Source organism: Blautia sp. OM07-19, from assembly GCF_003481595.1.
In the GTDB taxonomy this organism is placed as follows: Bacteria; Bacillota; Clostridia; order Lachnospirales; family Lachnospiraceae; genus Blautia_A; species Blautia_A intestinihominis.
In genome coordinates, this window is sequence record NZ_QULA01000041.1 from 1 (window position 1) to 24,959 (window position 24,959).

23 protein-coding genes and 3 pseudogenes are annotated in these 24,959 nt (G+C 42.4%); 13 read left to right on the forward strand and 13 right to left on the reverse strand.

Going from position 1 to position 24,959, the window contains the following annotated elements; translation table 11 throughout:
* Nucleotides 1–526, forward strand: a 526-nt coding sequence (locus tag DXC01_RS20205; protein WP_158583650.1) for a hypothetical protein, incomplete at its 5' end; no start/stop codon positions are given.
* 105 nt (nt 527–631) lie between these two features.
* On the opposite strand, the pseudogene DXC01_RS21365 reads toward DXC01_RS20205, so the two are convergent.
* The 3 genes and pseudogenes from DXC01_RS21365 to DXC01_RS17755 form a co-directional block, all read right to left on the reverse strand.
* Nucleotides 632–748, reverse strand: a pseudogene (locus DXC01_RS21365) (lactate utilization protein); the annotation flags it as partial.
* A 25-nt stretch (nt 749–773) separates the two neighbouring features.
* The gene (locus tag DXC01_RS17750) at nt 774–2,831 is read right to left on the reverse strand and encodes a hypothetical protein (RefSeq protein ID WP_118699493.1); all 2,058 of its coding nucleotides are present in this window, start codon (nt 2,829–2,831) and stop codon (nt 774–776) included.
* A 26-nt stretch (nt 2,832–2,857) separates the two neighbouring features.
* On the reverse strand, nt 2,858–3,235 hold the full coding sequence (locus DXC01_RS17755) for a response regulator (RefSeq protein WP_181992149.1): 378 nt from the start codon (nt 3,233–3,235) through the stop codon (nt 2,858–2,860).
* Between the two features lie 225 nt (nt 3,236–3,460).
* On the opposite strand from DXC01_RS17755, the gene DXC01_RS17760 reads away from it, so the two are divergent.
* Nucleotides 3,461–4,177, forward strand: a complete 717-nt coding sequence (locus tag DXC01_RS17760; RefSeq protein ID WP_118699494.1) for a LytR/AlgR family response regulator transcription factor — start codon at nt 3,461–3,463, stop codon at nt 4,175–4,177.
* 832 nt (nt 4,178–5,009) lie between these two features.
* Nucleotides 5,010–5,498: an ATP-binding protein gene (locus tag DXC01_RS20785; protein WP_243111663.1), complete on the forward strand. Its 489-nt coding sequence runs from the start codon at nt 5,010–5,012 to the stop codon at nt 5,496–5,498.
* A gap of 58 nt (nt 5,499–5,556) precedes the next feature.
* Here the strand turns inward: DXC01_RS20785 and DXC01_RS21370 are convergent.
* From DXC01_RS21370 to DXC01_RS17795, 5 genes and pseudogenes are all read right to left on the reverse strand, one after another.
* Nucleotides 5,557–5,817 (reverse strand): annotated as a pseudogene (locus tag DXC01_RS21370) (ATP-binding protein); the annotation flags it as partial.
* A gap of 87 nt (nt 5,818–5,904) precedes the next feature.
* A complete protein-coding gene (locus tag DXC01_RS17780; protein ID WP_227190589.1) occupies nt 5,905–6,414 on the reverse strand; it encodes a nucleoside-triphosphatase in 510 nt (169 codons plus the stop codon).
* 34 nt (nt 6,415–6,448) lie between these two features.
* Nucleotides 6,449–7,348: a class I SAM-dependent methyltransferase gene (locus DXC01_RS17785; protein WP_118699497.1), complete on the reverse strand. Its 900-nt coding sequence runs from the start codon at nt 7,346–7,348 to the stop codon at nt 6,449–6,451.
* 24 nt (nt 7,349–7,372) lie between these two features.
* The gene (locus tag DXC01_RS17790; RefSeq protein ID WP_118699498.1) at nt 7,373–8,158 is read right to left on the reverse strand and encodes an ABC transporter ATP-binding protein; all 786 of its coding nucleotides are present in this window, start codon (nt 8,156–8,158) and stop codon (nt 7,373–7,375) included.
* A 3-nt stretch (nt 8,159–8,161) separates the two neighbouring features.
* A complete protein-coding gene (locus DXC01_RS17795) occupies nt 8,162–9,205 on the reverse strand; it encodes a FecCD family ABC transporter permease (protein WP_118699499.1) in 1,044 nt (347 codons plus the stop codon).
* A gap of 171 nt (nt 9,206–9,376) precedes the next feature.
* Here DXC01_RS17795 and DXC01_RS17800 point away from each other — a divergent pair, with 171 nt between their 5' ends.
* Nucleotides 9,377–10,504 (forward strand): ABC transporter substrate-binding protein, encoded by a 1,128-nt coding sequence (locus tag DXC01_RS17800; RefSeq protein ID WP_118699500.1) that lies wholly within the window; start codon nt 9,377–9,379, stop codon nt 10,502–10,504.
* A gap of 90 nt (nt 10,505–10,594) precedes the next feature.
* On the opposite strand, the gene DXC01_RS17805 is transcribed toward DXC01_RS17800, so the two are convergent.
* Genes DXC01_RS17805 through DXC01_RS17820 form a run of 4 tightly spaced genes read right to left on the reverse strand, consistent with a single transcriptional unit; the run spans nt 10,595 to nt 14,500 of the window.
* The gene (locus tag DXC01_RS17805; protein WP_118699501.1) at nt 10,595–11,455 is read right to left on the reverse strand and encodes a TylF/MycF/NovP-related O-methyltransferase; all 861 of its coding nucleotides are present in this window, start codon (nt 11,453–11,455) and stop codon (nt 10,595–10,597) included.
* Nucleotides 11,452–12,477 (reverse strand): XdhC family protein, encoded by a 1,026-nt coding sequence (locus DXC01_RS17810; RefSeq protein WP_118699502.1) that lies wholly within the window; start codon nt 12,475–12,477, stop codon nt 11,452–11,454. Before DXC01_RS17810 ends, DXC01_RS17805 begins: the two co-directional genes overlap by 4 nt.
* 27 nt (nt 12,478–12,504) lie before the next feature.
* Nucleotides 12,505–13,578 carry a histidine phosphatase family protein gene (locus tag DXC01_RS17815; RefSeq protein WP_118699503.1) on the reverse strand — a complete coding sequence of 358 codons (1,074 nt, stop codon included), beginning with the start codon at nt 13,576–13,578 and terminating at the stop codon, nt 12,505–12,507.
* On the reverse strand, nt 13,571–14,500 hold the full coding sequence (locus DXC01_RS17820; protein WP_118699504.1) for an NTP transferase domain-containing protein: 930 nt from the start codon (nt 14,498–14,500) through the stop codon (nt 13,571–13,573). The genes DXC01_RS17815 and DXC01_RS17820 overlap by 8 nt, the downstream gene beginning before the upstream one ends.
* Nucleotides 14,501–14,667: 167 nt before the next feature.
* Between DXC01_RS17820 and DXC01_RS17825 the strand changes: the two genes are divergently transcribed.
* The 8 genes from DXC01_RS17825 (at nt 14,668) to DXC01_RS17860 (ending at nt 23,852) form a co-directional block, all read left to right on the forward strand.
* A complete protein-coding gene (locus DXC01_RS17825) occupies nt 14,668–14,928 on the forward strand; it encodes a hypothetical protein (protein ID WP_118699505.1) in 261 nt (86 codons plus the stop codon).
* A 37-nt stretch (nt 14,929–14,965) separates the two neighbouring features.
* The gene (locus tag DXC01_RS17830; protein WP_118699506.1) at nt 14,966–17,728 is read left to right on the forward strand and encodes a molybdopterin-dependent aldehyde oxidoreductase; all 2,763 of its coding nucleotides are present in this window, start codon (nt 14,966–14,968) and stop codon (nt 17,726–17,728) included.
* 115 nt (nt 17,729–17,843) lie between these two features.
* Nucleotides 17,844–20,135: a pyridine nucleotide-disulfide oxidoreductase/dicluster-binding protein gene (locus DXC01_RS17835; protein WP_118699507.1), complete on the forward strand. Its 2,292-nt coding sequence runs from the start codon at nt 17,844–17,846 to the stop codon at nt 20,133–20,135.
* Complete coding sequence (locus tag DXC01_RS17840; RefSeq protein WP_118699508.1) at nt 20,135–20,356, forward strand: DVU_1557 family redox protein; 222 nt, start codon at nt 20,135–20,137, stop codon at nt 20,354–20,356. Before DXC01_RS17835 ends, DXC01_RS17840 begins: the two co-directional genes overlap by 1 nt.
* The gene (locus DXC01_RS17845; RefSeq protein WP_118699509.1) at nt 20,357–20,890 is read left to right on the forward strand and encodes a class I SAM-dependent methyltransferase; all 534 of its coding nucleotides are present in this window, start codon (nt 20,357–20,359) and stop codon (nt 20,888–20,890) included.
* Between the two features lie 3 nt (nt 20,891–20,893).
* Entirely contained in the window at nt 20,894–21,325 is a 432-nt protein-coding gene (locus DXC01_RS17850) for a DVU_1555 family C-GCAxxG-C-C protein (RefSeq protein WP_118699510.1), read from the forward strand.
* Complete coding sequence (gene trsS / locus DXC01_RS17855; RefSeq protein WP_118699511.1) at nt 21,322–22,647, forward strand: radical SAM (seleno)protein TrsS; 1,326 nt, start codon at nt 21,322–21,324, stop codon at nt 22,645–22,647. The genes DXC01_RS17850 and trsS overlap by 4 nt, the downstream gene beginning before the upstream one ends.
* Nucleotides 22,644–23,852, forward strand: coding sequence for a DVU_1553 family AMP-dependent CoA ligase (locus DXC01_RS17860; RefSeq protein ID WP_227222703.1), 1,209 nt, complete (start codon nt 22,644–22,646; stop codon nt 23,850–23,852). Before trsS ends, DXC01_RS17860 begins: the two co-directional genes overlap by 4 nt.
* Before the next feature lie 105 nt (nt 23,853–23,957).
* On the opposite strand, the pseudogene DXC01_RS17865 reads toward DXC01_RS17860, so the two are convergent.
* Nucleotides 23,958–24,296, reverse strand: a pseudogene (locus tag DXC01_RS17865) (glucose PTS transporter subunit EIIB); the annotation flags it as partial.
* Between the two features lie 39 nt (nt 24,297–24,335).
* On the opposite strand from DXC01_RS17865, the gene DXC01_RS17870 reads away from it, so the two are divergent.
* A complete protein-coding gene (locus tag DXC01_RS17870) occupies nt 24,336–24,758 on the forward strand; it encodes an RNA-guided endonuclease InsQ/TnpB family protein (protein WP_243111664.1) in 423 nt (140 codons plus the stop codon).
* Nucleotides 24,759–24,959 lie beyond the last annotated feature (201 nt).

The window sequence follows — 24,959 nt, forward strand, 5'->3', positions numbered from 1 at the left end:
TGATTATGATCTGAGTAATAAAACAGTAGAAATCACATTAAAGAATCTTACGGAGGAAGAAGATTATGATAAGACAGTCATTACAGATGGAACATGGGACTTTAAATGGACCTTGGGTGCAGTAAAGCCTCAGACAACTCTGGAAGTGAACCGGAAATGTGATTTTGGAGGTTATGAAATCACAGTGAAAAAAATGGAAGTAACGCCCCTTTTATGGTCATTATATCTTGATTATGATGAAGCTATGAAGGTGTATGAAGATGAAAAAAACAAATTTGAGTACGCAGGTACGGACTATGGCATGGATCTTTATGCCAGAACTAGTATTGACCAGGTGCGTTATAAAGATGGAACGGTTTTAACACTTGATAGGACCATGGGAGGCATCGCTGGCGGTGGAGAAAAACAGGATAAGGAAAATGGTGTCCTGATCATCAGAAACAGCTTTCCGCAACTGGTTGATGTAGATAACCTGCAGGCGGTACATTTTGGGAACATTGACCAGTGGCTTGAAGTGCGGGAATAGGAATGTGCTGATAACCACTGAAATTTAAGGAGTCAACAACATATGATAAGAAGCCGGAAAATCAGTTTTTCATTACTGATTTTCCGGCTTCTTGTAGTTGTCAAATCAATATCCAAGTGTGTCGTTAACGAGGATCACGTGGATTCTGTCAGTGTGTCTGGAGAATCTGGTAATCAGGAACTGGCAGCAGATAGTATCCATGGATTTGCAGTCAAAGCATTTGGGATACTCCCGATACAAGTTTTGTTTATGCGTTTCCAAGTACAGCTGAGATTTTAATTTCTTTTTCCTCTTCGCAAAGATCAAACGCTTCATTATCCTGTACGGTAAAGTGAACTTCGTATAATATATTGTCAGATAAAGTATCTGGTGTTTCACCAGCTTCTGTCTGAATATGCCACAATTCTGCAGGGACCTCTTTTAAAGAACCATCTGTTTCATAGGAATAAAGTTTAAGACTTCCAGTTTCTCCGGATATACCCTTCATACGCAGAGCAACCGTAGTATTTGGATGAACATTTTCAACTGTGACAGTATTCAGCCATCCTGTTACAGTTCCCTGTCCGCCATCAGCCTCAAACTTATCCTGACTTAAAACGTTTCGGTTAGCCTTGTCCAGATTGACTTTACGATAAGGCATTTCCGGAAGATATACAAATCGATCCTGTAATCTCAGAAGTTCAAGATATCCGGTTGGACAATAGAGGGCATTTCCACTGTTTCCTGCATACATGCCAATCGCCATGTTATTATATCCAGGTTTATTTGATACATTCATCGTGAACACAGTTTTACCGGTCTCAAAATCAAGCATAATATACTGCCACATGCTGGTTTCCATATCCTGAACATAACCGTAAATGTATCCGGTCGCGGTAGAAAGCTTCAGCATAGAAGTGTCAGAGAGATCACTTCTGCACCAGATGCTCTTCATTTCATAACCATCATCTGTTTTTATTGTATCTACGCGTTCTACACCAGGAGCAATCATGCTGTTTCCCTGTCTTAACCAGTTTACATCATAAATATTTTCATAGCTCTGTATGGATGAGTCGCTGTCTTCTTTCCCAAGGTTGGCACTTCCTGCACCAAACCAGTTGCACACGATCGTACTTACTGTTCCGGATCCGTTATCGTATACGATTGCTGAGTTTTCAACAGATACCTGTACATCCTCAGGAAGTTCATCGATGACTGGCATGGTTGCCATTGTTTCACCGGTTTTCATGTCCAGTGCAAGCAGATTTACCGGGTTCTGGTTGTCTGTAAACATAACAAGATTCTTTGTCAAAGATGGGGAACATCCACTTCCCCATGCAAGACAGCCACCGGTTGTAGAATCTCCTTCTTTGCTCTCTTTGGCACCGACACTTTCATAAGCAGTCTGCCATACTTTATTTATTCCATTATCTGCCTGGAACAGATAACAGTTTGTATTTGTAAGGATTACAGCGCCATCTTTTGAAGCAGAAATTCCGTTTTCTGCACCTTCACCAGGAGTTAATTCGTATACAAATACGGCATCTGACAGGTTTATTTCTTCACCGTTCAGAATAGAATCAATGGCCGCCCGGGAAATATAACCAACTGCCCCTTGCTGTTTTCGATCAGGATAAATACGGAATCCACCTGTTGCAAACCACAGATTTCCATCATAATCAAATACGACAGAAAGAAGATTCTGATCCAGTGTTTTTCCAAGTTTTTTTTCGGCAGCTGCTTTTATATCAATATCAAGTACCTTTTCAAATTCAGGAAGGACATTACCTTCGTCATCAGTTGCCTTCAGCATAAGAACATGATTGTTGCTGGTAGGACATACCAGACGGTTGCTCTCATCGACAAAGGAATAGGAACTCTGGATCATATAACCACCACCATCATGCTGTTTTGGAGAAAAGCAGCCCAGTGTCTGAGTTTCATCAGCATTGATGTCGCGAATGGCGAGCCCGCCAAGGAACGGAACTACGGCATGTCCGTAAGTGTCAAAAAAGATTGCAGGAGAAGCATTTGGATTTGTCTTCTCATAAGAAACATTGATTTCTGAATAGATATCAACAGGAAGCACCTCATCTGTAGAGTCAGTATTGTAGCAGTCATGGTGAATATTGGAATCACTTTTTGCCATATAAGGATTTTCATCCACTATTTTGGCTGTCAGAGATTTTATTGGTAATTCTGTTGCTTCAGAAGTTTCGGCTGCTTCTGTTGGTATTTCATCGGCATATACGGCAGTCAGGTTGCCTCCAGATGTCATAGTGATCATTAATGCTGTCATTGCAAGGAATAAAGTTCTTTTCTTCATTCATTTTCCTCCTGAAATTATATTGTTTAAATGATTGTTTTTTTCAATCTGAACCAGGCTCTGAGACCTTCCTGGATTTCATCGTCCCTCACTGGTTCCAGAAAAAAGTATTCTACACGAAGCCTGAAAGCATGAAGTGAAAAATCTAAATTGCTGCACCAGATAATTCCACAGCCAGGAAATAAGGAGCGCAGATGTTCTGCCGCATTGAGTCCATCTACTCCAGGTAGTACAAGAAGTACAATATCTGGTACATGTGTTTGTATCTCTTTAAAAAAAACTTCCTGATTCTGATAAGTTTCAAGTAATGGAAAAAGCTTTTGATTTATGCAGTAATCATTAATTACTTTTGCGTAATGTTCCCCTTCATGTTTTAAATCAGTTAATACTGCAATACGATACACAAATCTCCTCCTTTCACCTATATTTAAAAGCATATTTAGTGGAATCAAGTAAGTTATTGTGAGAGATATTCGTTTGTTTTATTATATGAAAAGTAAGAAGAATTTCAAGAATTCTGTCACGAAACAGCAGAAAATGGCACGAATTGCAAAAACACTTTCATGGATTGGATAAAAAAATTATGCTATACTCTTTATATGTTTCAGAAACATGAAGGGGGAGCGACTATGAGAATTGCGATTGTCGATGATATAAAAGAAGAGCGTGCGGTATTGTATGGATGGCTTAGTAACCAGCTTTCAAAAAGGAATATTCCTGGTGATTTCGTTGAGTTTGAATCAGGAGAAGAATTTCTGGCGGCAGCAAAAGAACGCCCTTTTACCGTAGTGTTTTTGGATATTTATATGAATGGCGCAAATGGAATTGAGATTGCAAGAGAACTTAGAATGTCAGATTCAGATTGTTTCCTGATTTTCACTACCACATCCACAGATCATGCATTGGAAGGATTCAGAGTCAGGGCACTGCATTATCTTGTAAAACCATATAATGAAAAAGAAATTTCAACACTGCTTGATGAAATACTCTCCAGAATTCCAGATTCTGGAAAGTACATTGATGTAAAAGTGAATGGAAGTAACATACAGATCCCTTTTAAAAATATTATTTTTGCGGAACATTTTTCGCATATGATCCACATTCATACTACCAGTGGGAAAGAATTGATTACTCGTCAGTCTTTTGAAGCATTTACGGTTTCATTGAAAATGGATTCTCGTTTTTATTTGTGCAACAGGGGAATTGTTATTAATCTGGAACATGCGATTGATTTTGATGGAAGTATGTTTCTTATGGAGGATGATAACAATATCCCTGTTAGCCGTAAGCTGCTCAAAAATGCCAGACAGATTTTTATGGAATTTCTGTTTCAGAAAGGGAAATAAAATGATTGAAATGATGCGCCCTATATTGGAAATTGCTGTGATTATTCCGGGTATGCTTCTTGCATATTTGTCGGTAAAGGCCTGCCTTAGACAGACTCCGTTTAAACTTGTGTTGTGGATGTTTCCTCTGCTTCTTGGAATCAGTCTGTCAGGCGGTGTTGTTTGTTATATTTTTCAGATTACTACCAGATTGATTTTAATTCCCATATTGTTACTTCTTATGTTAATCTATCATAAAACTCTTCAGATTTCGATCTGGAAATCCAGTAGCATTTTTCTGGCAGTCTGTGCAGTTTTTGCGTGCGTAAAAAGTCTGTCCAGGGCAGTAAATGCTATTATGATCTTTGAACCTGATATCGCAGAAAAACAATTATGGCTATGTGTGAAAGCAGGGATTTTTTATAATCTCATCTGTCTGAGCTTTGTATTGATTGCATGGTATCCTGCCACGCATATGGTACGGATTCTGATAGCAGATGAAAATTTCGCTCAGATGTGGTATATATTCTGGATCCTGCCGTTGATTTTTATCGGCTTAAATCAATTCATGGTCCCAAAATATCAGAGTACTTTATATACAGGGAGGATTTTACAGATTTACATAGTAGTCAGTATTGTTCTTTTAATAATTCTGACTCTCTTTTATGCGATATTTCTTATGATGGCATTAAGTCTGAATAAAAATGCAAGGCTTTAGCAGGAAAATCATTTCCTTTCTCTGCAGCGCTCCAGATATGACAATCTTTGTGCGGCTATTGAAGAGACAAGACAGGTGCGCCATGATATTCGGCATCATTGTCTTCAGTTGTCTGCACTGGCAGAAACAGGAGATATGGAAAAAGTTAAAGAATATCTTTTACGTGCGGACAGTAAAATGCCAGGTATTGATTTCCATTTCTGTGATAATCAGGCCGTAGACAGTATACTTGGATATTATTCGGATCATGCAAAACAAGAAGGTATTCCTTTTCTGGCACAGATTGATATTCCAGAGAATTTTGCCGGGGATGAGATGGATATATGTCTGGTGCTCTCAAACCTTCTGGAAAACGCAATAGAGGCAAGTCTGAAGACAGAAGATTCCAGAAGAAAGATTGTTATAAAGATGTATTTGCATCATACACATATTCTTCTGATTCAGGCTGAAAATAATTTCGATGCAAAGATACTGGAAAAGAATGGTGTTTTTCAGTCTACAAAACATTCGGGAAATGGAATAGGAATTCAATCCATACGCCATATCACAGAAAGAAATGGTGGTGCCAGCAGCTTTACATATAAGGATGGTGAATTTATGGCAAAAATCATGATCCGAATATAAAAGAAAGATTATCGATTGGATTGAGTTTGTGAGTAATGCAAAAAACACAGGAATATATTCATTCTGTTTCACGCATATTTATACCGTTCATCTCTAGACGACACATATGGTGCTTATTGGTGATACATGTAAGGCACGCATCAGCGTAGGTGTTATCGGCAAACATATCGAACCATGTACTGGCTGGAAATTGCGAGATACCTACAGTTGATTTCCTGCCATCCCTGGTATCAAGGACTTCAAAGAGATCCCGGTATTTATCAAGATCGAGTTCCATAAGACCGAAATCATCAATCACAAGCAGCTCCAGTTTGGTCAGAACACTTTCGCATGATGCTCTGCTTATTCTGCTGGATGAACCGACCAGTAATCTGGACAGCCTGAATGAAACAGTGATCCTGAAGGCTCAAAAATCCGACAGAATATGCTCACACAAAGAGGAATTATTTCGGTTGCTTTCGGAAAGTGTAATTATCTCGACATTTGGATGATTTACTATTTCAGGCCAGCAGGCTTCTGCAGGTTCCTGTAAGACGCCAAGAACAGGAATCTGTCCATCAAGAAGATGTAAGATTTCCTCACGGAATAAAGCAGCTTTTGCCTCATGTGGACCAAGCTCATCCATAATGAGCAGGGAACAGTCAGAACACATGGAAAGAATCCTGCAACCAAGACAATTGAAAGTATCTGCAGTATGCTCATTGGCTTTTCCGCACACAAACAGAAGATTCTGTTCATTTGGATCTCTGGATTCTGTCAGATGATACATATGGACAGAATACTGATCTCCCAGATATTCTTTTGTCCGTACGGTCAGAAATCCGTCTGCAGTTCCCTGGTAATTCTTTAATATTTTTTGAAGCAACGTAGATTTACCAATCTGTTTTTTTCCGGTTAAAAATATATGTCGAGCCATATCAGAATTCCTTTTTATTTTGTAGTAATACCGATTATTTTGCCATGCTATCATTTATGACAGTTCTGTAATCAGGTCGAACTGTTTTGTTTCGAACATCCCAGAGAATTCTTCCATAAGCGGAATGTGTGACTTCTTTGATTTGTCCGTCTTCATTTAAATGGGTGTGAACCCAGTCGGTGATCTTATGTACATTTTCCAGTGTGTGTTCCTCAGATGGAAGCATGTGTTCCATAAGAAAGTCAATGTATTGTTCGTCCGGAGTTACCCAGGTTTCGCGGTGAGATTTTTCATAGCTTGTTTCAGGATCATAGCCAAGTAAAAATAATATATTAAAAAGAGAGAAAAACCATCGACCATTCCACTGAGGCGTTAGTTGTCGGCCAAATACATCCTGCATGATCTGTTCCCGGAGTAAGTTCCGTCTTTCAAGATGTGTGGTGTTACAGCACCATGCCCGGCTCATTTCAATGGACTTCATCAGTCCGTTCATACCATGGAGTGCGGGGGTCATTGAACTGAATACAAGATCAAAGGCATGTTTATAACCTGCTTTTTCGATATCTAATTTTTGAAAGTCACATACATAAAGACAGGCATTACTTAATCCTTCTTTTTGAATATGTTCCATTCCGTGTGAGATCATTTTGTCGGAGATATCAAGTCCGACTACTTTATGTACGTGCCTGGCAAAGGCAGCAACAAAACGGCCGGGTCCGCATCCGATATCTGCCACATCATAATTTTTGTCAAGAAGTCCCTTTTGTTCGAGATAATTTATTGCACTGACAACACGTTCATTTCCTTTTTGATTCTTTTTGCGTGCATTTCCCCAAAATTCTGCACGTCTGTTCCACATTTCTACCGACTGCTCATTCATATCTGCAGACTGAGATTCCTGCAGAGAAATAAAGTAATCCAATACAGAATTCATTTAAGCTCCTCCCTGAAAATTGCTTCATGAATTATTTACAGGTAAACAGATGGTCCGTTCACATCCGTAACGGTCATGTGCTGTTATAACATCCATTTCAATATCATATACGGATTGTAGTGTTTCAGATGTAATGACCTCCTTGGGAGTGCCGAATCCAACGACTTTTCCTGTTTTCATGAGGAGAACCTTAGTACCGACAGAAAAAGGGTGCTCAGGGCTGTGCGTCGACATGATAATGCAGTATCCCTGACGGGCAAGTCCTGAAATTACATTCATGAGAAGCTGATGATTTGCATAATCTAGATTTGCTGCCGGCTCATCCATGATAAAGATTTTTGCAGACTGACAGATGGCCCGGGCAATTAAAACCAATTGTCGCTGTCCGCCACTTAAAGATGTATATTTCTTGTTGGCAAGATGCAGTGCATTTACTTTTTCCAATGCAGAGAAAGCAGCCTCACGGTCAGGTTCTTTTGGGGTTTCAAAAGCCGAAAAATGGGAAGCACGTCCCATAATTACGACATCAAGAACGGTATAGGCAAATACGGGGGAATGGTATTGAGGAATATAGGCGATCATATTTGCCAGTGCCTTCGTTGTAAAGTCATGAATGTTTTTTCCGTCAATGGCTATTTTTCCATCAGTAACAGGAAGGGTTCCCAGCATCATGCGGAAGAGAGTTGTTTTTCCGCAGCCATTAGGGCCAAGCAGGCAAAGTACATCACCATAGTCGGCATTGCAGCTGATACCTTTTAAAACATCTCCATTTCCGTAACCGCCAAAAACATTTTCTATTGTCAGAAGCATAAACTATGCACGCTCCCTTCGTTTGATAATAAGATAGATAAAAAATGGAGCACCCATGATGCTTGTAACAACACCAAGTGGAAGTTCCATGGATAAAATGGAGCGGGCAATGTCATCAACCAGTATCAGATATCCGCCGCCAAGCATAGCGCTTGCAGGTATCAGTCGGTTATAATCCACGCCTACCAGTGCGCGTGCCAGATGTGGAATCATTAATCCCACCCATCCGATCAGGCCGCCAAGGCAAACAGCTGCAGCACTGAGTAGGGTTGAAGCAATGATAAAAATCAGACGATATTTACGAATATTTATTCCAAGACTTCTGGCTTCTTCTTCATCTAAAGTGAGCAGATTGATCTGCCAGCGAAAAATAAAGATCATACTTAGTCCAATGATCATTGGAATGACACTCCATACAAAAGAATTCATAGTAGTCTTGGTCAGACTGCCCATGAGCCAGAAGGTGATCTGTTGAAGAACGTCATTGGGATCTGCAATGTATTTGATCATGGTTACGCCCGCATTGCAGAGTGACATGATCATAGTTCCTGTCAGTACAAGACTGAGTGTGTGAGAGTGTGCAGACTTTCGGCTGATGAGGTAGGATGCGGCAACTGCAATCACACCGCCTGCAAAAGCAGAAAGCTGAGTCACCCAGTTTGAAGCTCCGTTTAAAATAGCAAAAGCAGCACCAAGACTGGCACCGGATGAAACACCAAGGATGTCCGGAGATACCAGCGGATTGCGAAACATTCCCTGATAAGTGGAACCTGCTACTGAAAGGGAAACTCCAATAAATAAAGCGGAGAGGATACGCGGCAGACGGATATTCCAGAATATGGTAGCTGCCTGCGGCAAAATATCTCCCTTATAACCAAATTTTGATAAAAATGCTTTCAGTACCTGAGAAGGCGTAAGCGGATAATATCCGACTCCAAAGGAAAGTATTATAATTATAAATAAAATTACCAGCATAACTGTCAGTAACAGACGATGATGTTTTCGCTGGCTGGTATTTATTTCTTTAGCGTTATCTGTCAAATTCATGATCACTCACCTTGTGTAACTTGACTAACTGAGTTTATGGCGCTATACTCAGAAAAAAGCGAATTGTTTTTGAAAACTATTCGCATATATATTATAATGCGAAAAAGTTGTATAGTCAATTTAATAAACGTCAAATCTGACTGAATATGGAGAAAAGAAGGGAGAGAATTTATGAACAAAAAGCACAGACATCTTTTGGCGTTGCTGTTATGCTTCGTGATGACAGTCAGCCTTTTTGCAGGTTATTCGGAAACAAAAGCGGCTTCGGAAGAGACAACACAGAGTGAGGAGCAGACTGAAACACAGGAAACCGGGGAAACACGTGAGATCACAGATATGGCTGGAAGAAAGGTTACTGTCCCGGCAGCAGAAGATATAGAATCTGTTTTTTCGACAGGCCCGGTTGCTGCAATTTTTATGTATATGGTTGCACCTGATAAACTTCTGGGATGGAATTATGAATTAAATGACGTTGAGAAGTCAATTATTCTGGAAAAATATCATGATCTTCCGAATTTTGGAATGGGAGATGCGATCAATTATGAAGCTGTAATTGCTGCTAATCCTACAATTGCACTTAATTGTGGCAAAATCAATGATGCAATGGTTTCTGACTGTGATGCGTTATCGAAAAGTCTGGGAATCCCGGTTATTGCAGTGGATAACGAACTCAATAATTCGGCAGAGGCGTTTCGATTTATGGGTGAACTTCTTGGCGTAGAGGATCATGCAGAAGAGCTTGCTGAGTATTCAGAGAAGATATTTACAGATATTGCTTCACTTGCGGATATCCCGGAAGACGAGAAGGTCAGTGTATATTTTGGCAATGGAGAGGATTCTCTGGAAACTGCACCTAGAGGATCTCAGCATGCACAGATCCTTGATGCGGTCAATGTAACCAATGTTGCAGATCTGGAACTTGGAGACGGATCTCGCGTTCAGATTTCAGCTGAACAGCTTCTTGCGTGGAATCCAGATGTGATCGTTGTAAATGGTGAACCAAAAGCAGACAAAAGCGGAAACTCTGCAGCAGAAGATATTCTGAGCAATCCAGACTACGCTTCGTTAAAAGCGGTACAGGATAACAAAGTTTATGGAACTCCAAATGCACCGTTCAGCTGGGTGGATCGTCCGGCCGGACCCAATCGTCTGATTGGTATGCGTTGGCTCTCCGCAGTGGTTTATCCAGAATACATCAAATGTGATGTTAATGAAGAAATACGTGAGTTTTTTAATCTTTTCTATCATGTTGATCTATCTGATGAACAGTTGGAAAATGTTCTTAAAGGAACTTTATAAATGTCAGGCAGAGACGTGGAATAAGACTATACAATGAGATAAAAATCTCCGGTTCAGAGTGAACCGGAGATTTTGGCATATTAAGAAAAGTCATATCTTACGAAGTATTGCACTTCCATGCAGATCACATACAGGATCTGCGAAGAGATGGTTTTTCTGACAGAATTCATCAACAGCTTTTTTGCAGCCGGAGAACTGTGTGCTGTACACATCATGGATCAGAAGAACTCCGCCTGTAGAAAGGCGTTCATAAAACAGTGGAAGCGCAGCGGCAGTCGGAGCGTAGAGATCAGCATCCAGAGATACGAAACAGAAATCTGCATCTGTAATATCGGCAAAAGTATCCGGAAACCATCCTTTATGGATTACAGTCCGTGCAGGATCAGGCATAATGCGAAGAACAGAGTCAACATCAGTAGAAGAGAAATCACCTGTTCTGGCACGGGACAGATTACAGGAGGTCTCTATTGCCACATCTTTTTCTGAAAATCCCTCAAAAGTATCAAAAAGATGGATTTTGCGATCTGGAAAGGCAGCACTGATCAGGGAAGAAAATTCACCCTGAAAAACACCGAGTTCGGCAACATCTCCCGAAATATTTAACTGATAGATCTGCTCTGATAAGAGACGCATAACAGCAATCCGTGCATCGAACATGCGAAGGGCAGATGGATCACAAAATGGTCCGTGATAACCTAAGCTTTCCATCTGTTTTCTCATAGAGTTACGTCGTTCTTCATCTAATACACCCAGGATGATCAGATCCGGAAGAAGTGCAGCTGCATCATCTGGGGAACAGACAGGAACATGGCCAATATGCTGTCCATGCTTCCGGGAATCATTATCGGCAAAGCACAAAAGTTTACAGGAACTGCCAAGTAGTCTTGCAGTCATCTGTCCAATCTGTCCGGCACCAAAGATTACAGTTCGATATACAGGTTTTGTCATCATTTTGCGGCAGCCTTTCTGTCGGCACGAACCTCGATCATCTGTCCTGTGATGGAGATTGCTATTTCAGCCGGTGTTTCTGCTTTAATCTCAAGTCCTACAGGAGAGACAATCCGTTCCAGTTCTTGTTCAGTAACATCGTACTCTTCCACAAGCTTGCGGAAAACAGCAGCTTTTTTTGCACGGCTTCCGATAACCCCGATATAACATGCTGGTGTGGCAAGAAGCTGTGCCTGTACGATTGTGTCATAAGCATGCCCACGTGTCATCACGCAGCAGTAATCTGCATCTGTGACAGAGATACTCTGGTCCAGATGATTAAAATCACAAAGTATCGTTTCAACTGCATCCGGGAAAAGCACAGGATCAATAAATTCCGGGCGGTCGTCCAGAACGACACAGCGGAAATCAACACTTGCTAATATTGGTACAAGCTTTTGCGAAACATGTCCACCACCAAATACATAGACAGTTCCGGATGTGCCTATTTGTTCTGAAAACAAATCATAATCATCACCGCGATAACGGCATGGCTGTGCAGACAAGGACGATAATATGGATGAAGGAACAGCGGCATTTCCGATCAGGCCATAAGAAGGGCTGTAAAGACTCATGCCGGAGGTTGTCTTAAGATCACAGATCAGCCAGAAATCCTTTCGTTCCTCGTATGATTTTGCGGCAGTTTCTGTAATCTCTGAAATAACCGGATCATTATGATCAAGATACTGGAAAAAGACGGTAACATCACCACCACAGATCATACCGATATTCTCAACATCCTTACGGTTCAGTCGGAATTCATGTTCGCAGGATTCTTTTTTCTCAAGAATATCCTGAGCCATAAGTTCAGCACGATACTCGACAGCGCCGCCGCCGATAGTGCCTGCAATTCTACCGCTTTTTCCGATCAGCATGCGGGATCCGGCACCTCGTGGAGTCGATCCTGATGATGCTGTGATGGAAGCAAGCACAAGGTCATTTCCCTCCAGAAATTGCTGTTTTATTGTCTGAAATAATGTTCTCATATAAAAAACCTCCGGTAATTTTGTATGTTAAAGTGTTATGTAACAGATGGATTGTATCATATCCTGCAGCGCGCGAGCCTGCTTTAACTGGCGTTCGTGTGATTTCATCGCTTCCGGACTTTTGCATTTATGCAGATTGTCAGCAAATCTTTTTTCGATAGATACACGCTGTGTTTCCTCAATCAGTTTATCAGCCAGAAAAACAATAGCCGTTTCATCCAGTTTTGTTTCTTTTAAACCATGATGCTGTGAAATGATCTGGCTGATTTCGGGATAACCTAATTGTAAGAAAAGGTCACCGCCTGTTTTTGTGTGATGTTTCTGAAGTCTTGCAATATCATGCAGAAGCGCACCGGAGCGGATGAGCTGCTGATCAAAAAGATATCCATGAACTTTAAGTATATCACATAAACGGCAGGCCAGTTCCGTAACGGCATCACTGTGAGCCTGTACATGCTGCGGGAGATCAACAGAATTCCTGAGCATCCGACATAATTCATCATTCAAAACAGGATGCGGCAATATGTAATGTGAATCAGATAAGGCAGCATTTCCCTCTACATCTACTCTTAGATGATAATAAGAGCCGCATGGAAGCCGGAACTTCTGTATGTCAGATATTTCCGGATAAAGCATCCATAAATAAAAAGAGATCACATCCGTATGAGCGACAACCGCAATATTACTGTCCGAAGAATGAAGAATCCTGGAAATCGCCTGTGAAAAGCGTGTACCGGATTCCAGAGGAGTCTCTGCTCCTGGAATCGGACATTCCGGATTTTTGCCACGTGCCTCATAAATCGCCGGCCATTTTTGACGTATTTTATCAAAAGAAAGGCCGTCCCACGATCCAAGATTTCGTTCTGACAGTTCGGAAACAGTCAGATGTGGAAGGGCAGGTGCTATATGACTGGCTGTATCGACAGCCCTTGATAAAGGACTGCAGTATATTGCAGAGATCTTATCGGACAGTTCCTCGTGCAAAAGGACTGCCTGTAAGTGTCCAAGCATGGATAAAGGCAGGTCAGTCTGTCCGATACAATAAGAATGTTCATCCGGATATTGTGGCTTTCCGTGTCGTATCAGATAAAGATCACGCATTAAAAAATCCTCTGAAACAATTTTCAAATATTTTTTCTGAACAGTTTCGTGTTTCTTCTGAAAAACGCGCATATCGTTTCAGAAACTCTTCACCGTATGGTGTCAGTTCACTGTGACTTCCGTTTACACCGCCCTGGCTTCTGCTGATCAATGGTTCGTGAAGTTGCGATTCCAATGTACGGATCAGATTCCAGCTGGTGGAATAGGAAATGTGCATATGCTCACAGGCATCGCGGACAGAGCCTGTTTCATGGATCAGCGTCAGAAGCGAATAAAGCTGTTCATCAAAGAATACTTTTTCGCGAGCCAGCTGAATGTGGATTTCTGAACGGATCAGACTCTGGTTGTGTGCATGGAGAAGCTCGGCATAATCCTCTGGTGTGTCGGCATCGTGAATGATTCCGGGATCCTCCACATTCAGAAAATACATGGGTGTGCCGCAGTGCTCTACAGCACCTTCAAGACCTGAACTGCCGTCATCTTTCAGGATGGAATCAATAAGTGAGGAACGGAGCAGGATCGGGTGACCGGGTTTACCCTCACAGACCGGAGTTACAAGAGGATGGTCTGCGGAGAGCATTTGAGTGACAGTCCGGGCTGTAAACAGTGGAACGTCCACAGGGGTAAAGAGCACTGTATCAACCTTGTCTTTCAGATACTCCAGTCCGATCCGGACAGAATCAAACATATGAGTTGTTGCATAGTCTTCGTTTCGAAGAAAGATTACATTATTGGAGGCAAGATGGCGCTCCAGCACATCTGCCTTATATCCTGTTACCACAACTACTTTAGAAATCCCGGCCTGCCGGAAATTATTGATCACTCGCTGGGCAATGGAAATGGATCCAAGCTGAAGCATGGGTTTAAAGTCTCCCATTCGTGATGATTTTCCGGCAGCAACAATCAAGGCACCTGTCTGCATGATAGTCACCTCCTTAAAGGCATTGTATAAAATTGGTATTATTATATCATAAAAAAAAGAAAATTGTGTGAAAATAGCCAAATTTTATTTAATTGTAATTTGCAATATTGTAAAAAAGCATGATAGAATGAATATATACATAATGATGTGGACAGGAGAACTTTTTCATGGATAAGATTTTTGAAATTACCGCAAAAGAAGTTACCATACAGGTAAAAGATGAGCGTACGGGAGTTGAATACAGCCGGACACTTCCGATGGATTATTACGAAAATGCAAATGTATTAAAACTCAGCGGTGAGAATCTGGATGGAAGCAGTTCTTCCATTGTTTTCTATTCTGCCAGAGGAATGGAAAGACTCAAAGATCTGACGGGCAAGGGTGCGGATCATGATCCATGCGGAACACATAAGCCGGAAGATCAGTAACATAATAGGGACATTTTTTTAACAGGAGGGATGCAAGATGATCAAAAAGACATTGAAGATCAATGGTGTTGAGAGAATCCTTATTCTTGATAAGGATGAAACACTGGCACAGGTTCTCCGTAATCATCTTCTTCTTACGGGATGTAAGATTGGCTGCGGTGAGGGCCATTGTGGAGCTTGTAACGTAATTATGAACGGAAAAGTTACAAGATCCTGTATCTATAAGATGAGTCGTGTTCCGGATAATGCAGAGATTACAACCATTGAAGGTGTGGGAACAATTTCTGATATGCATCCGATCCAGGTTGCCTGGATGGCATACGGATGTGCACAGTGTGGTTTCTGTTCTCCAGGTTTCATTATCTCAGCGAAGGTTCTTCTTGACAATAATCCAAGCCCGACTCGAGAAGAAGTAAGAGAATGGTTTAACAAACAGCGTAACCTTTGTCGCTGTACCGGTTACAAGCCGCTCATCGATGCAACTATGGCAGCAGCAAAAGTTATGCGTGGCGAGATGACAAAAGAGGATCTTGTTTTTAAACAGACCGGTGATTCTATTGTTGGTACAAATTATATTCGTCCATCAGCAGCACAGAAGGTAACAGGTACCTGGGATTTTGGTGCAGATGATGCCTTAAAGATGCCGGAGGGAACTCTTCGTCTGGCACTTACACAGGCAAAAGTTTCTCATGCGAACATCCTCAGCATTGATACAACAGAAGCAGAAGGCATGCCGGGGGTTTTCCGTGTTATCACTGCAAAAGACATTAAAGCAGCCGGCGGAACAAACAAGATTAATGGTCTTGTAATGCTTCCGAAACACAATAAGACAGATGGATTTGAACGTCCGGTACTCTGCGATGAGAAGATTTTCCAGTTTGGTGATGCGATTGCAATCGTAGCAGCTGATACAGAAGAACATGCACGTGCAGCGGCAGATGCAGTTAAAGTTGAGATTGAAGAACTTCCTGCATATATGAATGCAATGGATGCGATCGCACCGGATGCGGCAGAAATCCATCCAGGTGTTCCAAATGCATTCTTTGAGACAAACTGTATCAAGGGACCTGATTTTGACTGGGACAGCATTCCGGATTCACAGCAGGTAGAGATCGAATCCTACTGTTCACGTCAGCCACATCTCCATCTTGAACCGGACTGTGGTTATGGCTACATTGATGAAGATGGTATGATAACAGTGCATTCCAAATCTATCGGTATTCATCTCCATATGCCGATGATCGCTGATGGTATCGGCGTTCCGATGGAGAATTTAAGAATTGTTCAGAACCATGCGGGAGGAACCTTTGGTTACAAGTTCTCTCCGACAAATGAAGCCCTGATCGGTGCAGCTGTAAAAATTCTTGAGCGTCCTGTATCTCTGGTATTCAATCAGTTCCAGAACATTACTTATACAGGAAAGAGATCTCCTGCATTTATGAATATTAAACTTGCGGCAGATGAAAATGGTAAACTCCTTGCTCTCTGGGGCAACAATTATGTGGATCATGGTCCATATTCAGAATTTGGTGATCTGCTTACCATGAGACTTTCTCAGTTCACAGGCGCTGGTTATGGAATCAATTCTATCCGTAACAAATCTACAACAGTATTTACTAACCATGCATGGGGATCTGCTTTCCGTGCTTACGGTTCTCCGCAGTCCTATATGGGATCTGAGATCGCAATTGATGTTCTGGCAGCAAAGATGGGAATCGATCCGTTTGATATGCGTGAAATGAACTGTTACAAGGAATCTGAAGGAACCACGATCCCGACAGGTTATCCGCCGGAAGTATATTGTGAGGAAGCACTGTTCAAGACTGCACGTCCGTTGTATGAAGCAGCTAAGAAACGTGTTGCCGAGAAGAATGCAGCTTCTGATGGCAAGATAAAATATGGTATCGGTGTATCTCTTGGTGTTTATGGCTGCGGACTTGATGGTGTTGATACATCCAATGCTTTTGCAGAACTGAATCCGGATGGAACTGTTACAATGTATGCTGCATGGGAAGATCATGGACAGGGTGCGGATATGGGCGTTCTTGTATCATCTCATGAAACACTTCGTCAGGCCGGAATCAGACCTGAACAGATCAAACTTGTTATGAATGATACTAAGACATGTCCGAATGCAGGTCCGGCAGGTGGTTCTCGTTCACAGGTTATGTCAGGCAATGCATGCCGTCTGGCAGCAGAAAACCTTGTTGCAGCAATGAAGAAAGAAGATGGAACGTTCCGTACTTATGACGAAATGGTAGCGGAAGGTCTTGAAACAAAATATGAAGGTAACTGGGTAACAACCTTCTGTGCAGATCATCCGATCGATCAGGATACGGCACAGGGTGATCCGTTTGCAACTTATATGTACACGATTTTCCTTCCGGAAGTTGCAGTTAATACAGAAACCGGCAAGGTTACTGTTGAGAAATTTACATGTGTTGCCGATGTAGGTACGATCATGAACAGACTTCTTGTAGAAGGCAACTTCTATGGTGGCCTTGTACAGGGTGTGGGTCTTGCTCTGACAGAAGACTTTGAAGATTTGAACCACGATACCACTCTGAAAAATTGTGGTATCCCATACCCGAAGGATGCGCCGGATGATATTGAACTTCATTTCAATGAAACCTATCGTCCAAGTGGCCCTTATGGCGCTGCCGGCTGTGGTGAGGCTCCACTGGATGCTCCGCATCCTGCAATCCTGAATGCAATCTACAACGCGACAGGTGCACGTATTACACGTGTTCCTGCCCGTCCGGAAAGAGTTCTTGCAGCATTGAAGGAACTTGAGAAATAAATCATAAATCTGATTTTATCATGTGATATAATGAGGGGAGACGGTAAACTGTCTCCCCTTTAGAGACGAAAGAATTGTATTGATCCGGTTCACAGCAACGAAAGGAGTGCAGGCTATGACATATATACAGGAAAGAGGTTCTACTCATGTGTATCATGTAAATCGAATGTCAAAGGAAGAGATGGATCATATGATCAGTCTCTGCGTCCATGATCAGCCGGCGTACTGTGTTGCGGCCTGTCCCTTCAAAGTAGATACAAAAGAGATGCTGTTTTATGCTGCAAAAGGAAATTTTAAGAAGGCTCTGGCAATCTATGAAAAGATCACTCCATTTCCGATGATTCTCTGCGACGGATGCACGGCTCCCTGTGAAGAGAAATGTAAGCTTTGTGAAATTGGCGACGGTGTATCCATACGTGAAGTAGAGCGCGCAATTGTCCGATATGGGGAATCCGGAAAACGGAGCAGTGTTTTTCGTATAAGAAAAAAGAAAAAGGCAGTAATTTTCGGGTCAGGATTATTTCCACTGTTTCTGGCAGGGGAACTGGAGCGGAAAATGTATCCTACAACTATTTACTGTCAGGAAGAAAATTATGAAGAGTATATTGCAGCAGCTGCACATCTGTCGGAATCTGATTGTCGGAATGAAGCGAAACGTCTGAAATTCATGGATCTTGTTTTTGAATTCGGATGCAGTCTTGATCCTGTATTTATCAGAGAAAAGATGGAACTGGCAGATGTGGTTTGTGCATCAGAAGAGATTGCACAAAAGCTGGCACCACAGGAAGAAGCAGATATAGAAATCATGCTGAGAGAACAGGCCAGGATCGTCAGCGGATCAACACAATCAGTGATGGATGCTGCTTTTTCTGCAAAGAGAGCCGCCCTGACGGTAGATCTTCTCGTGCAGAATCTTTCTCCGTACAGCAACAGAGGCAGTGAAGGAGCAGTTACTACCAGGCTTTATACGAATATAGAAGGCATCAAAGGGTCAGAAAGAATCCCCTGTGGTGCAGAGGGATATTCGAAAGAAGAGGCTGTTGAGGAAGCAAAGAGATGCATACAGTGTCATTGTGATGAGTGTATAAAAAGCTGTGTTTACTTAAGTGAATATAAAAAGCATCCGGGGCTTCTGGCCCGTGAAATTTATAATAATACCCAGATTATTATGGGAGATCATCCAATGAATAAAGCGATGAATTCCTGTTCACTCTGCGGACAGTGTACGGTGACATGTCCGAACGGATTTGATATGAGTCAGGTTTGCAGATCCGCAAGAGAAAACATGGTATCCACGGATAAGATGCCATTGGCGCCGCATGAGTTTGCGTTGATGGACATGTTGTTTTCAAATTCAGAAGCTTTTTTATGTAAACCTCAGCCTGGATTTGATATTTGCAGATATGTGTTTTTTCCAGGATGTCAGGCCGGAGCGATTGCGCCGGATGTAGTCATGGATGTATATGAAGACCTGTGCAGAAGAGTTGAAGGCGGGGTTGCACTGATTCTGGGGTGCTGTGGTGCAATCAGTGAATGGGCAGGTCGTTATGAAATGACAGAAAAAGTAAATGAGCAGCTGAAACAGGAGCTTGCAAAGCTTGGCGATCCTGCAATCATAGCAGGTTGTCCGAGCTGTATGAAACAGTTAAAAGAGAGTACTGGTGCAGTGGTCACAGGAGTCTGGGAAATTCTGAAGGAAATCGGACTTCCCGAGACGGCCAGGGGACTGGAAGTACCGGTTGCAATACATGATGCCTGCGGTGCCAGAGGAGATGTACATACACAGGATACGATAAGAGAGCTTCTGACCGAAATGGGATGTACAGTTGAAAATACAGAATATTCCAGAGATCTGTCTCCCTGTTGTGGGTATGGCGGCCTGACGGCATATGCGAATAAGGATATGGCAGCCAAAATGGCAGCAAAATGTCTGGAACGTTCAGATGCACCATATGTGACATATTGCATGGCATGCAGAGATCGATTTGTCAGAGAAGGAAGAGAGTCCAGACATATTCTGGAACTACTGTATGGAGATCATGCCTGCAGTATGCCGGATATCAGCGAGAAACGATACAACAGGCTTATGCTGAAAGAAAAACTTCTGAAAAATATCTGGAATGAGGAACTGATGATGGAAAAAAAAGATTATACCGTGACCTATACAGAAGATGCGATCCGAATGATGGATGAACGTATGATCCTTAAGAGTGACGTTGAGAGAGTGCTGGCAGATTACCGAGAAAGTCAGGAAGCAGTCCTTGATGAAGAAACAAAAGAACTGGTAGCAAGAAGTCGACTTGGAAATGTAACATTCTGGGTGCGTTTTATAGAAACAGAAGAAGGGTATCTGGTACGCAGAGCATACAGTCATCGAATGAATATTATGAAAAGGGTGGGACAATAATGGCAGTTGAGAGAAACTATTATACGATTGATCCGGAAGGAAAGCTGACCTGCAACAAATGCAAGGTTCCACTGGTAAAAGGAAAAGCAAAATTCATGTATCTGGAAAACGGTTTTCCGGTTGAGATGCCGGTCTGTCCAAAGTGTGGTTTTGCCTATGTTCCGGAGGAACTGGCTCTTGGAAAAGTTCTGGCAGTGGAACGTGCACTGGAGGACAAATAAATGAACAGACATCCGGGTGGTGAGGCACAGACACTCCATCTTCTGGAATATGTCAAATTCAGGAAAGGAATGGAAGCCCTTGATCTTGGAGCGGGTGAAGGTGAGACCGTGCGAATCCTGAAATCCCTGGGAATAAATGCACATGGAGTGGATCTTTCACCACGGAGCAGGGATGTACAGAAAGGAGATTTTCTGAACCTTGACTACACAGCAGAGAGTATGGATCTTTGCATCAGCCAGTGTGCATTTTTTGTCAGCGGAGATCAGCAAAAAGCTGTTTCAGAATGTTGGCGTGTATTGAAAAAAGGCGGATTACTCGTGTTGTCAGATCTGGATCAGGGAAATCTTGTAGAGGTTGTTAAATGTACAGGATTCTGCATTCTTCACCAGGAAGACCAGACGGCTCTCTGGAGGGAATATTATCTGGAAGCAATCTGGAATGATTCATTCTGCTGCGAGGAGTATAAGCTTCTGCAGAAGCAGTATAAAGGAAAAAAGCTAAGTTATACGGCAGTGATTGGCAGAAAGGAGTAGCATATGGACCTTTATGAAAGAATAGCGGAACTTGGGAGCATGGGATATCATTGTTCGCAGATGATGATGATCATGACGCTGGAAACCATAGGTGAAGAAAATCCACAGCTTGTAAAAGCTCTGGGTGGTCTTGGCGGAGGAATCGGTTATTGTGGAGATACATGCGGATGTCTGACAGGAGGTGCCTGTGCGATAGGATATTTCCTTGGCAACCTGGCACCGGAGGAGAAAGAAGATGTTCAGATGAAACCGGCTGTGCAGGAACTGTATCAGTGGTTCCGTGAAAAGACGGAAGAAGAATTCGGAGTGTTTTATTGTAAAGATATCACACATCTGGACTGGGGAGTGATCATGGAGAGATGTCCTGCACTCATCGCAGAGACATACATGAAAGTTATGGAAATACTGACAGAACGGGGGATAATTGAAGTTTGATTACAATTGGTAAAACGAAAAGCGTCTGTCCGGTATGTATGAAGGTACTTCCGGCTAAAAAATGTATAGGTGAAGAGGGGATTTATCTGACAAAGGAATGTGATCTTCATGGGAAATTCCGGACACTGATCTGGGAGGGAAGTGTAGCAGATTACCTCTCCTGGGGAAGAGAAAATCTGTCTGCTGAGACTCCTGTAAATCCAAAGAGTAAAGAAAAGGCCTGTCCGAATAACTGCGGGCTCTGCGAGGAACATGAACGAAAAGGCTGCTGTATGGTTCTGGAAGTTACAAAGCGCTGCAATCTTCATTGTCCGGTCTGTTTTGCTTCGGCAGGTGAAAGTCAGGAGAAAGGAGATCCTTCTATCTGTGAAATAGAAAAACAGTTTGATTTTCTGATGGAGCATGGAGGTCCGTTTAATATACAGCTTTCAGGCGGTGAGCCGACGATGAGAGATGATCTTCCTGAAATCATACGTATGGGAAGAGAAAAAGGTTTTACATTTTTTCAGCTGAATACTAATGGGATCCGCCTTGCAGAGGAAGAGGAATATGCCAGAAAACTGAAAAAAGCGGGACTGAACACGGTGTTTCTTCAGTTTGACGGAGTGAGTGATGATGTTTATCGGACGCTTCGTGGACAGGATATGATGGAAGTGAAGAAGAAAGCTGTCCGGAACTGTTCCGAGGCGGAGCTTGGAATTGCTCTGGTACCGGTCATTGCCCCCGGAGTGAATGATATGCAGGCAGGGGATATCCTGAAGTTTGCTCTGGATCATATGCCATTCGTACGAGGGGTACATTTTCAGCCAATCAGTTATTTTGGCAGGTGTTCACAGGAACGCCCGCAAAATCCGATCACGATACCGAGGATGTTGAAGCTGATCGAGGAACAGACAGAGGGACTCATGAAAGCAGAGGATTTTGCCGGAGGCGGAGCTGAGAATCCATACTGTTCTTTTCATGCGAGTTATCTGAGAAAAGGTGAGAGAAAATTAAAGCTTCTTGAAAAGAAATCCGGAAAAGGATGTTGTTGTACAACCAGTGATGATTCCAGACAGTATGTTGAGAACCAGTGGAGCTACAGTACAAAAACTTATGATGAGGGTGAGATGACGCAGACAGACGCACTGGATGAGTTTCTGAATCGGGTTCATAATGAGACCTTTGCAGTATCAGGAATGCTTTTTCAGGATGCCTGGAATCTGGAACTTGACCGTCTGAAACGCTGCTATATCTGTGAAGTGGATTCGGAATATGGTATGGTACCGTTTTGTGCCTACAACCTGACTAATTCGAAAGGAACATATTTATACAGAAAGTGAAACGAACCAATATTGATGAAATGATCTGTAAGCAGGAAGGTATTGCAGAAGTTACGAGAGAAGCACTAAATAAAATACAGCTTGCTAAACTGAATGCTGTTCTGAAAAGAGAAAAAGAACGAGAGGGATTTTACAGGAATCTGCCGGAAAAACTGGAAAATCTGGATGCTTTGAAAACATTTCCGTTTACGACAGAGTCGGAGCTGGCGAAAAACAGTGGAAGGATGCTTCTGTGTTCACAGGGAGAAGTCCAGAGAGTAATCTCAGAACAGACGAGTGGAACAACCGGTGCCGGTAAACGTGTATTTTACACAGAAAGAGACTGTGAACATACGATAGAGCTTTTTATGGCGGGACTTGGTGAGTTTATTTATCCTGGAAGTACGACTATGGTTGCCATGCCGTTTTCCGGTCCCTTCGGTCTTGGAGAACTGATCGCGGAGGCCATCAGGCGTATAGGCGCAAAACCTCTCCTGACCGGAACTGGCAGAACTTACGGCGAACTAAAAACAATTCTGGAAAAAGAGCAGCCGGATACTTATGTCGGTATGCCGGTGGCACTGCTTTCCATGCTCAGAATGTGTGGAAAAGGCAGTATAAAAAGAGCTCTGGTATCTGGCGATGCCTGTCCGGAAACAGTGATGAATGCGATAGAAAAAATTCTGGAGACACAGCTCTGGCCGCATTATGGTTCCAGAGAGATGGGGCTTGGCGGAGCCATCTGCTGTGCTGCTCATGATGGCATGCATATGCGGGAAAATCATTGTATTATGGAAATCATAGATGAAAAGGGAAACGTACTTCCTGATGGAGAATGGGGAGAACTGGTGATCACAACCATTGGAATGGAGGCACAGCCTCTGATCCGGTACCGGACCGGAGACTGTACACGTATTATTCCGGGAAGATGTATCTGTGGAAGTGAAGTAAAGCGCCTGGATTTTGTGAAGCGGATCAGTCAGCCCGGAACGATCAGAGAGATGGATGATGTGTTGTTTCAGATTCCGGAACTGGTAGATTACAGTGTCAGGATCACAGAAGACAAAAAAGAAATTACAGCACTTCTCACATCAGACAAAGGAATGGAATCACTCAGGAATGTTCTGACAGACGGAGATACCATATCTCTGAATTGCAGAAAAGCAGAATGGAAAGATACAGCCTTATATTCTGCAAAACGCGTGATACTCTATTATACCGGATAATATGGACCACCACAACAGGAATTATTTGTATGCTCCATCATCTTACCTCCCAAGGAAAAAATACCGGGCTATCCATCAGGACAGTCCGGTATTTTTAAATTCTAATTATTCACAAAGTTTGGAAAATTCGTCAGCTACAAACTGAACTTTTGGTCCAATGATTACCTGTACGGAAGTTTTGCCAGGTTTGATAACACCAGCAACACCAGCAGATTTGATTACTTTATCACTGACTGCAGTAATATCTTTTACTTCAAGTCTTAATCTTGTGATGCAGTTGTCAATGCTTGTGATGTTTTCTTTTCCGCCACAGCCTTCGAGGATTTTTGCTGCGATTGCTGTGTAATCGTTGCTTCCTAATTCAACTTTTTTCTCTGCTTCAAGATCGTCGTCATCTTCTCTACCAGGAGTTTTCAGATCGAATTTCTTGATTGCAAACTGGAAGGAAAATATTTGAAACTGCCTAAGATGACGGCTGTCAGAATGAAGCTTCATCGTCCGATATCAGAAAAATGGAAACTGAAATTTGTGACAGTCAGCAGGGAGCCATCCGGAAAATACTTTGCCAGTCTTGCTGAGAGCTTCGATGCAGTATGCGTGGAAGATCTGAATCTGAAAGGGATGGCAGGAGGACTTCATCTTGGAAAAGGTGTACATGATAATGGATATGGCCTGTTTCTGTCTATGCTGGAATATAAACTGGAGGAACGCGGAAAATATCTGATCAAAGTAGACCGTTATTTTGCATCCAGTAAGATTTGCAGTGTATGCGGAAATAAAAAAGAAGAATTGTCTTTATCTGATAGGATTTATTACTGTGAATGCGGTAACAGAATGGACCGCGATGCAAATGCAGCAGTTAATATCATGAATGAGGGAAAAAGAATCTTTGCAGAATGTGCATGACAGCACAATAAGAAGTCCGTAACCGGACTAATAAAAATCGCGGGGCACGCGAGGATAGCTTGTAGATACTTGGCTCTGTAGAGCCATTGAGCAAGAAGCCCCCACTTCAAAATCAGAGATTTAAGTGGTGGGAGCATGTCAGTGCGTCCAGCTAAGGGTGAAGCATTTAATGGGTGGAAATCCCATCCGGTAAGGTATTAG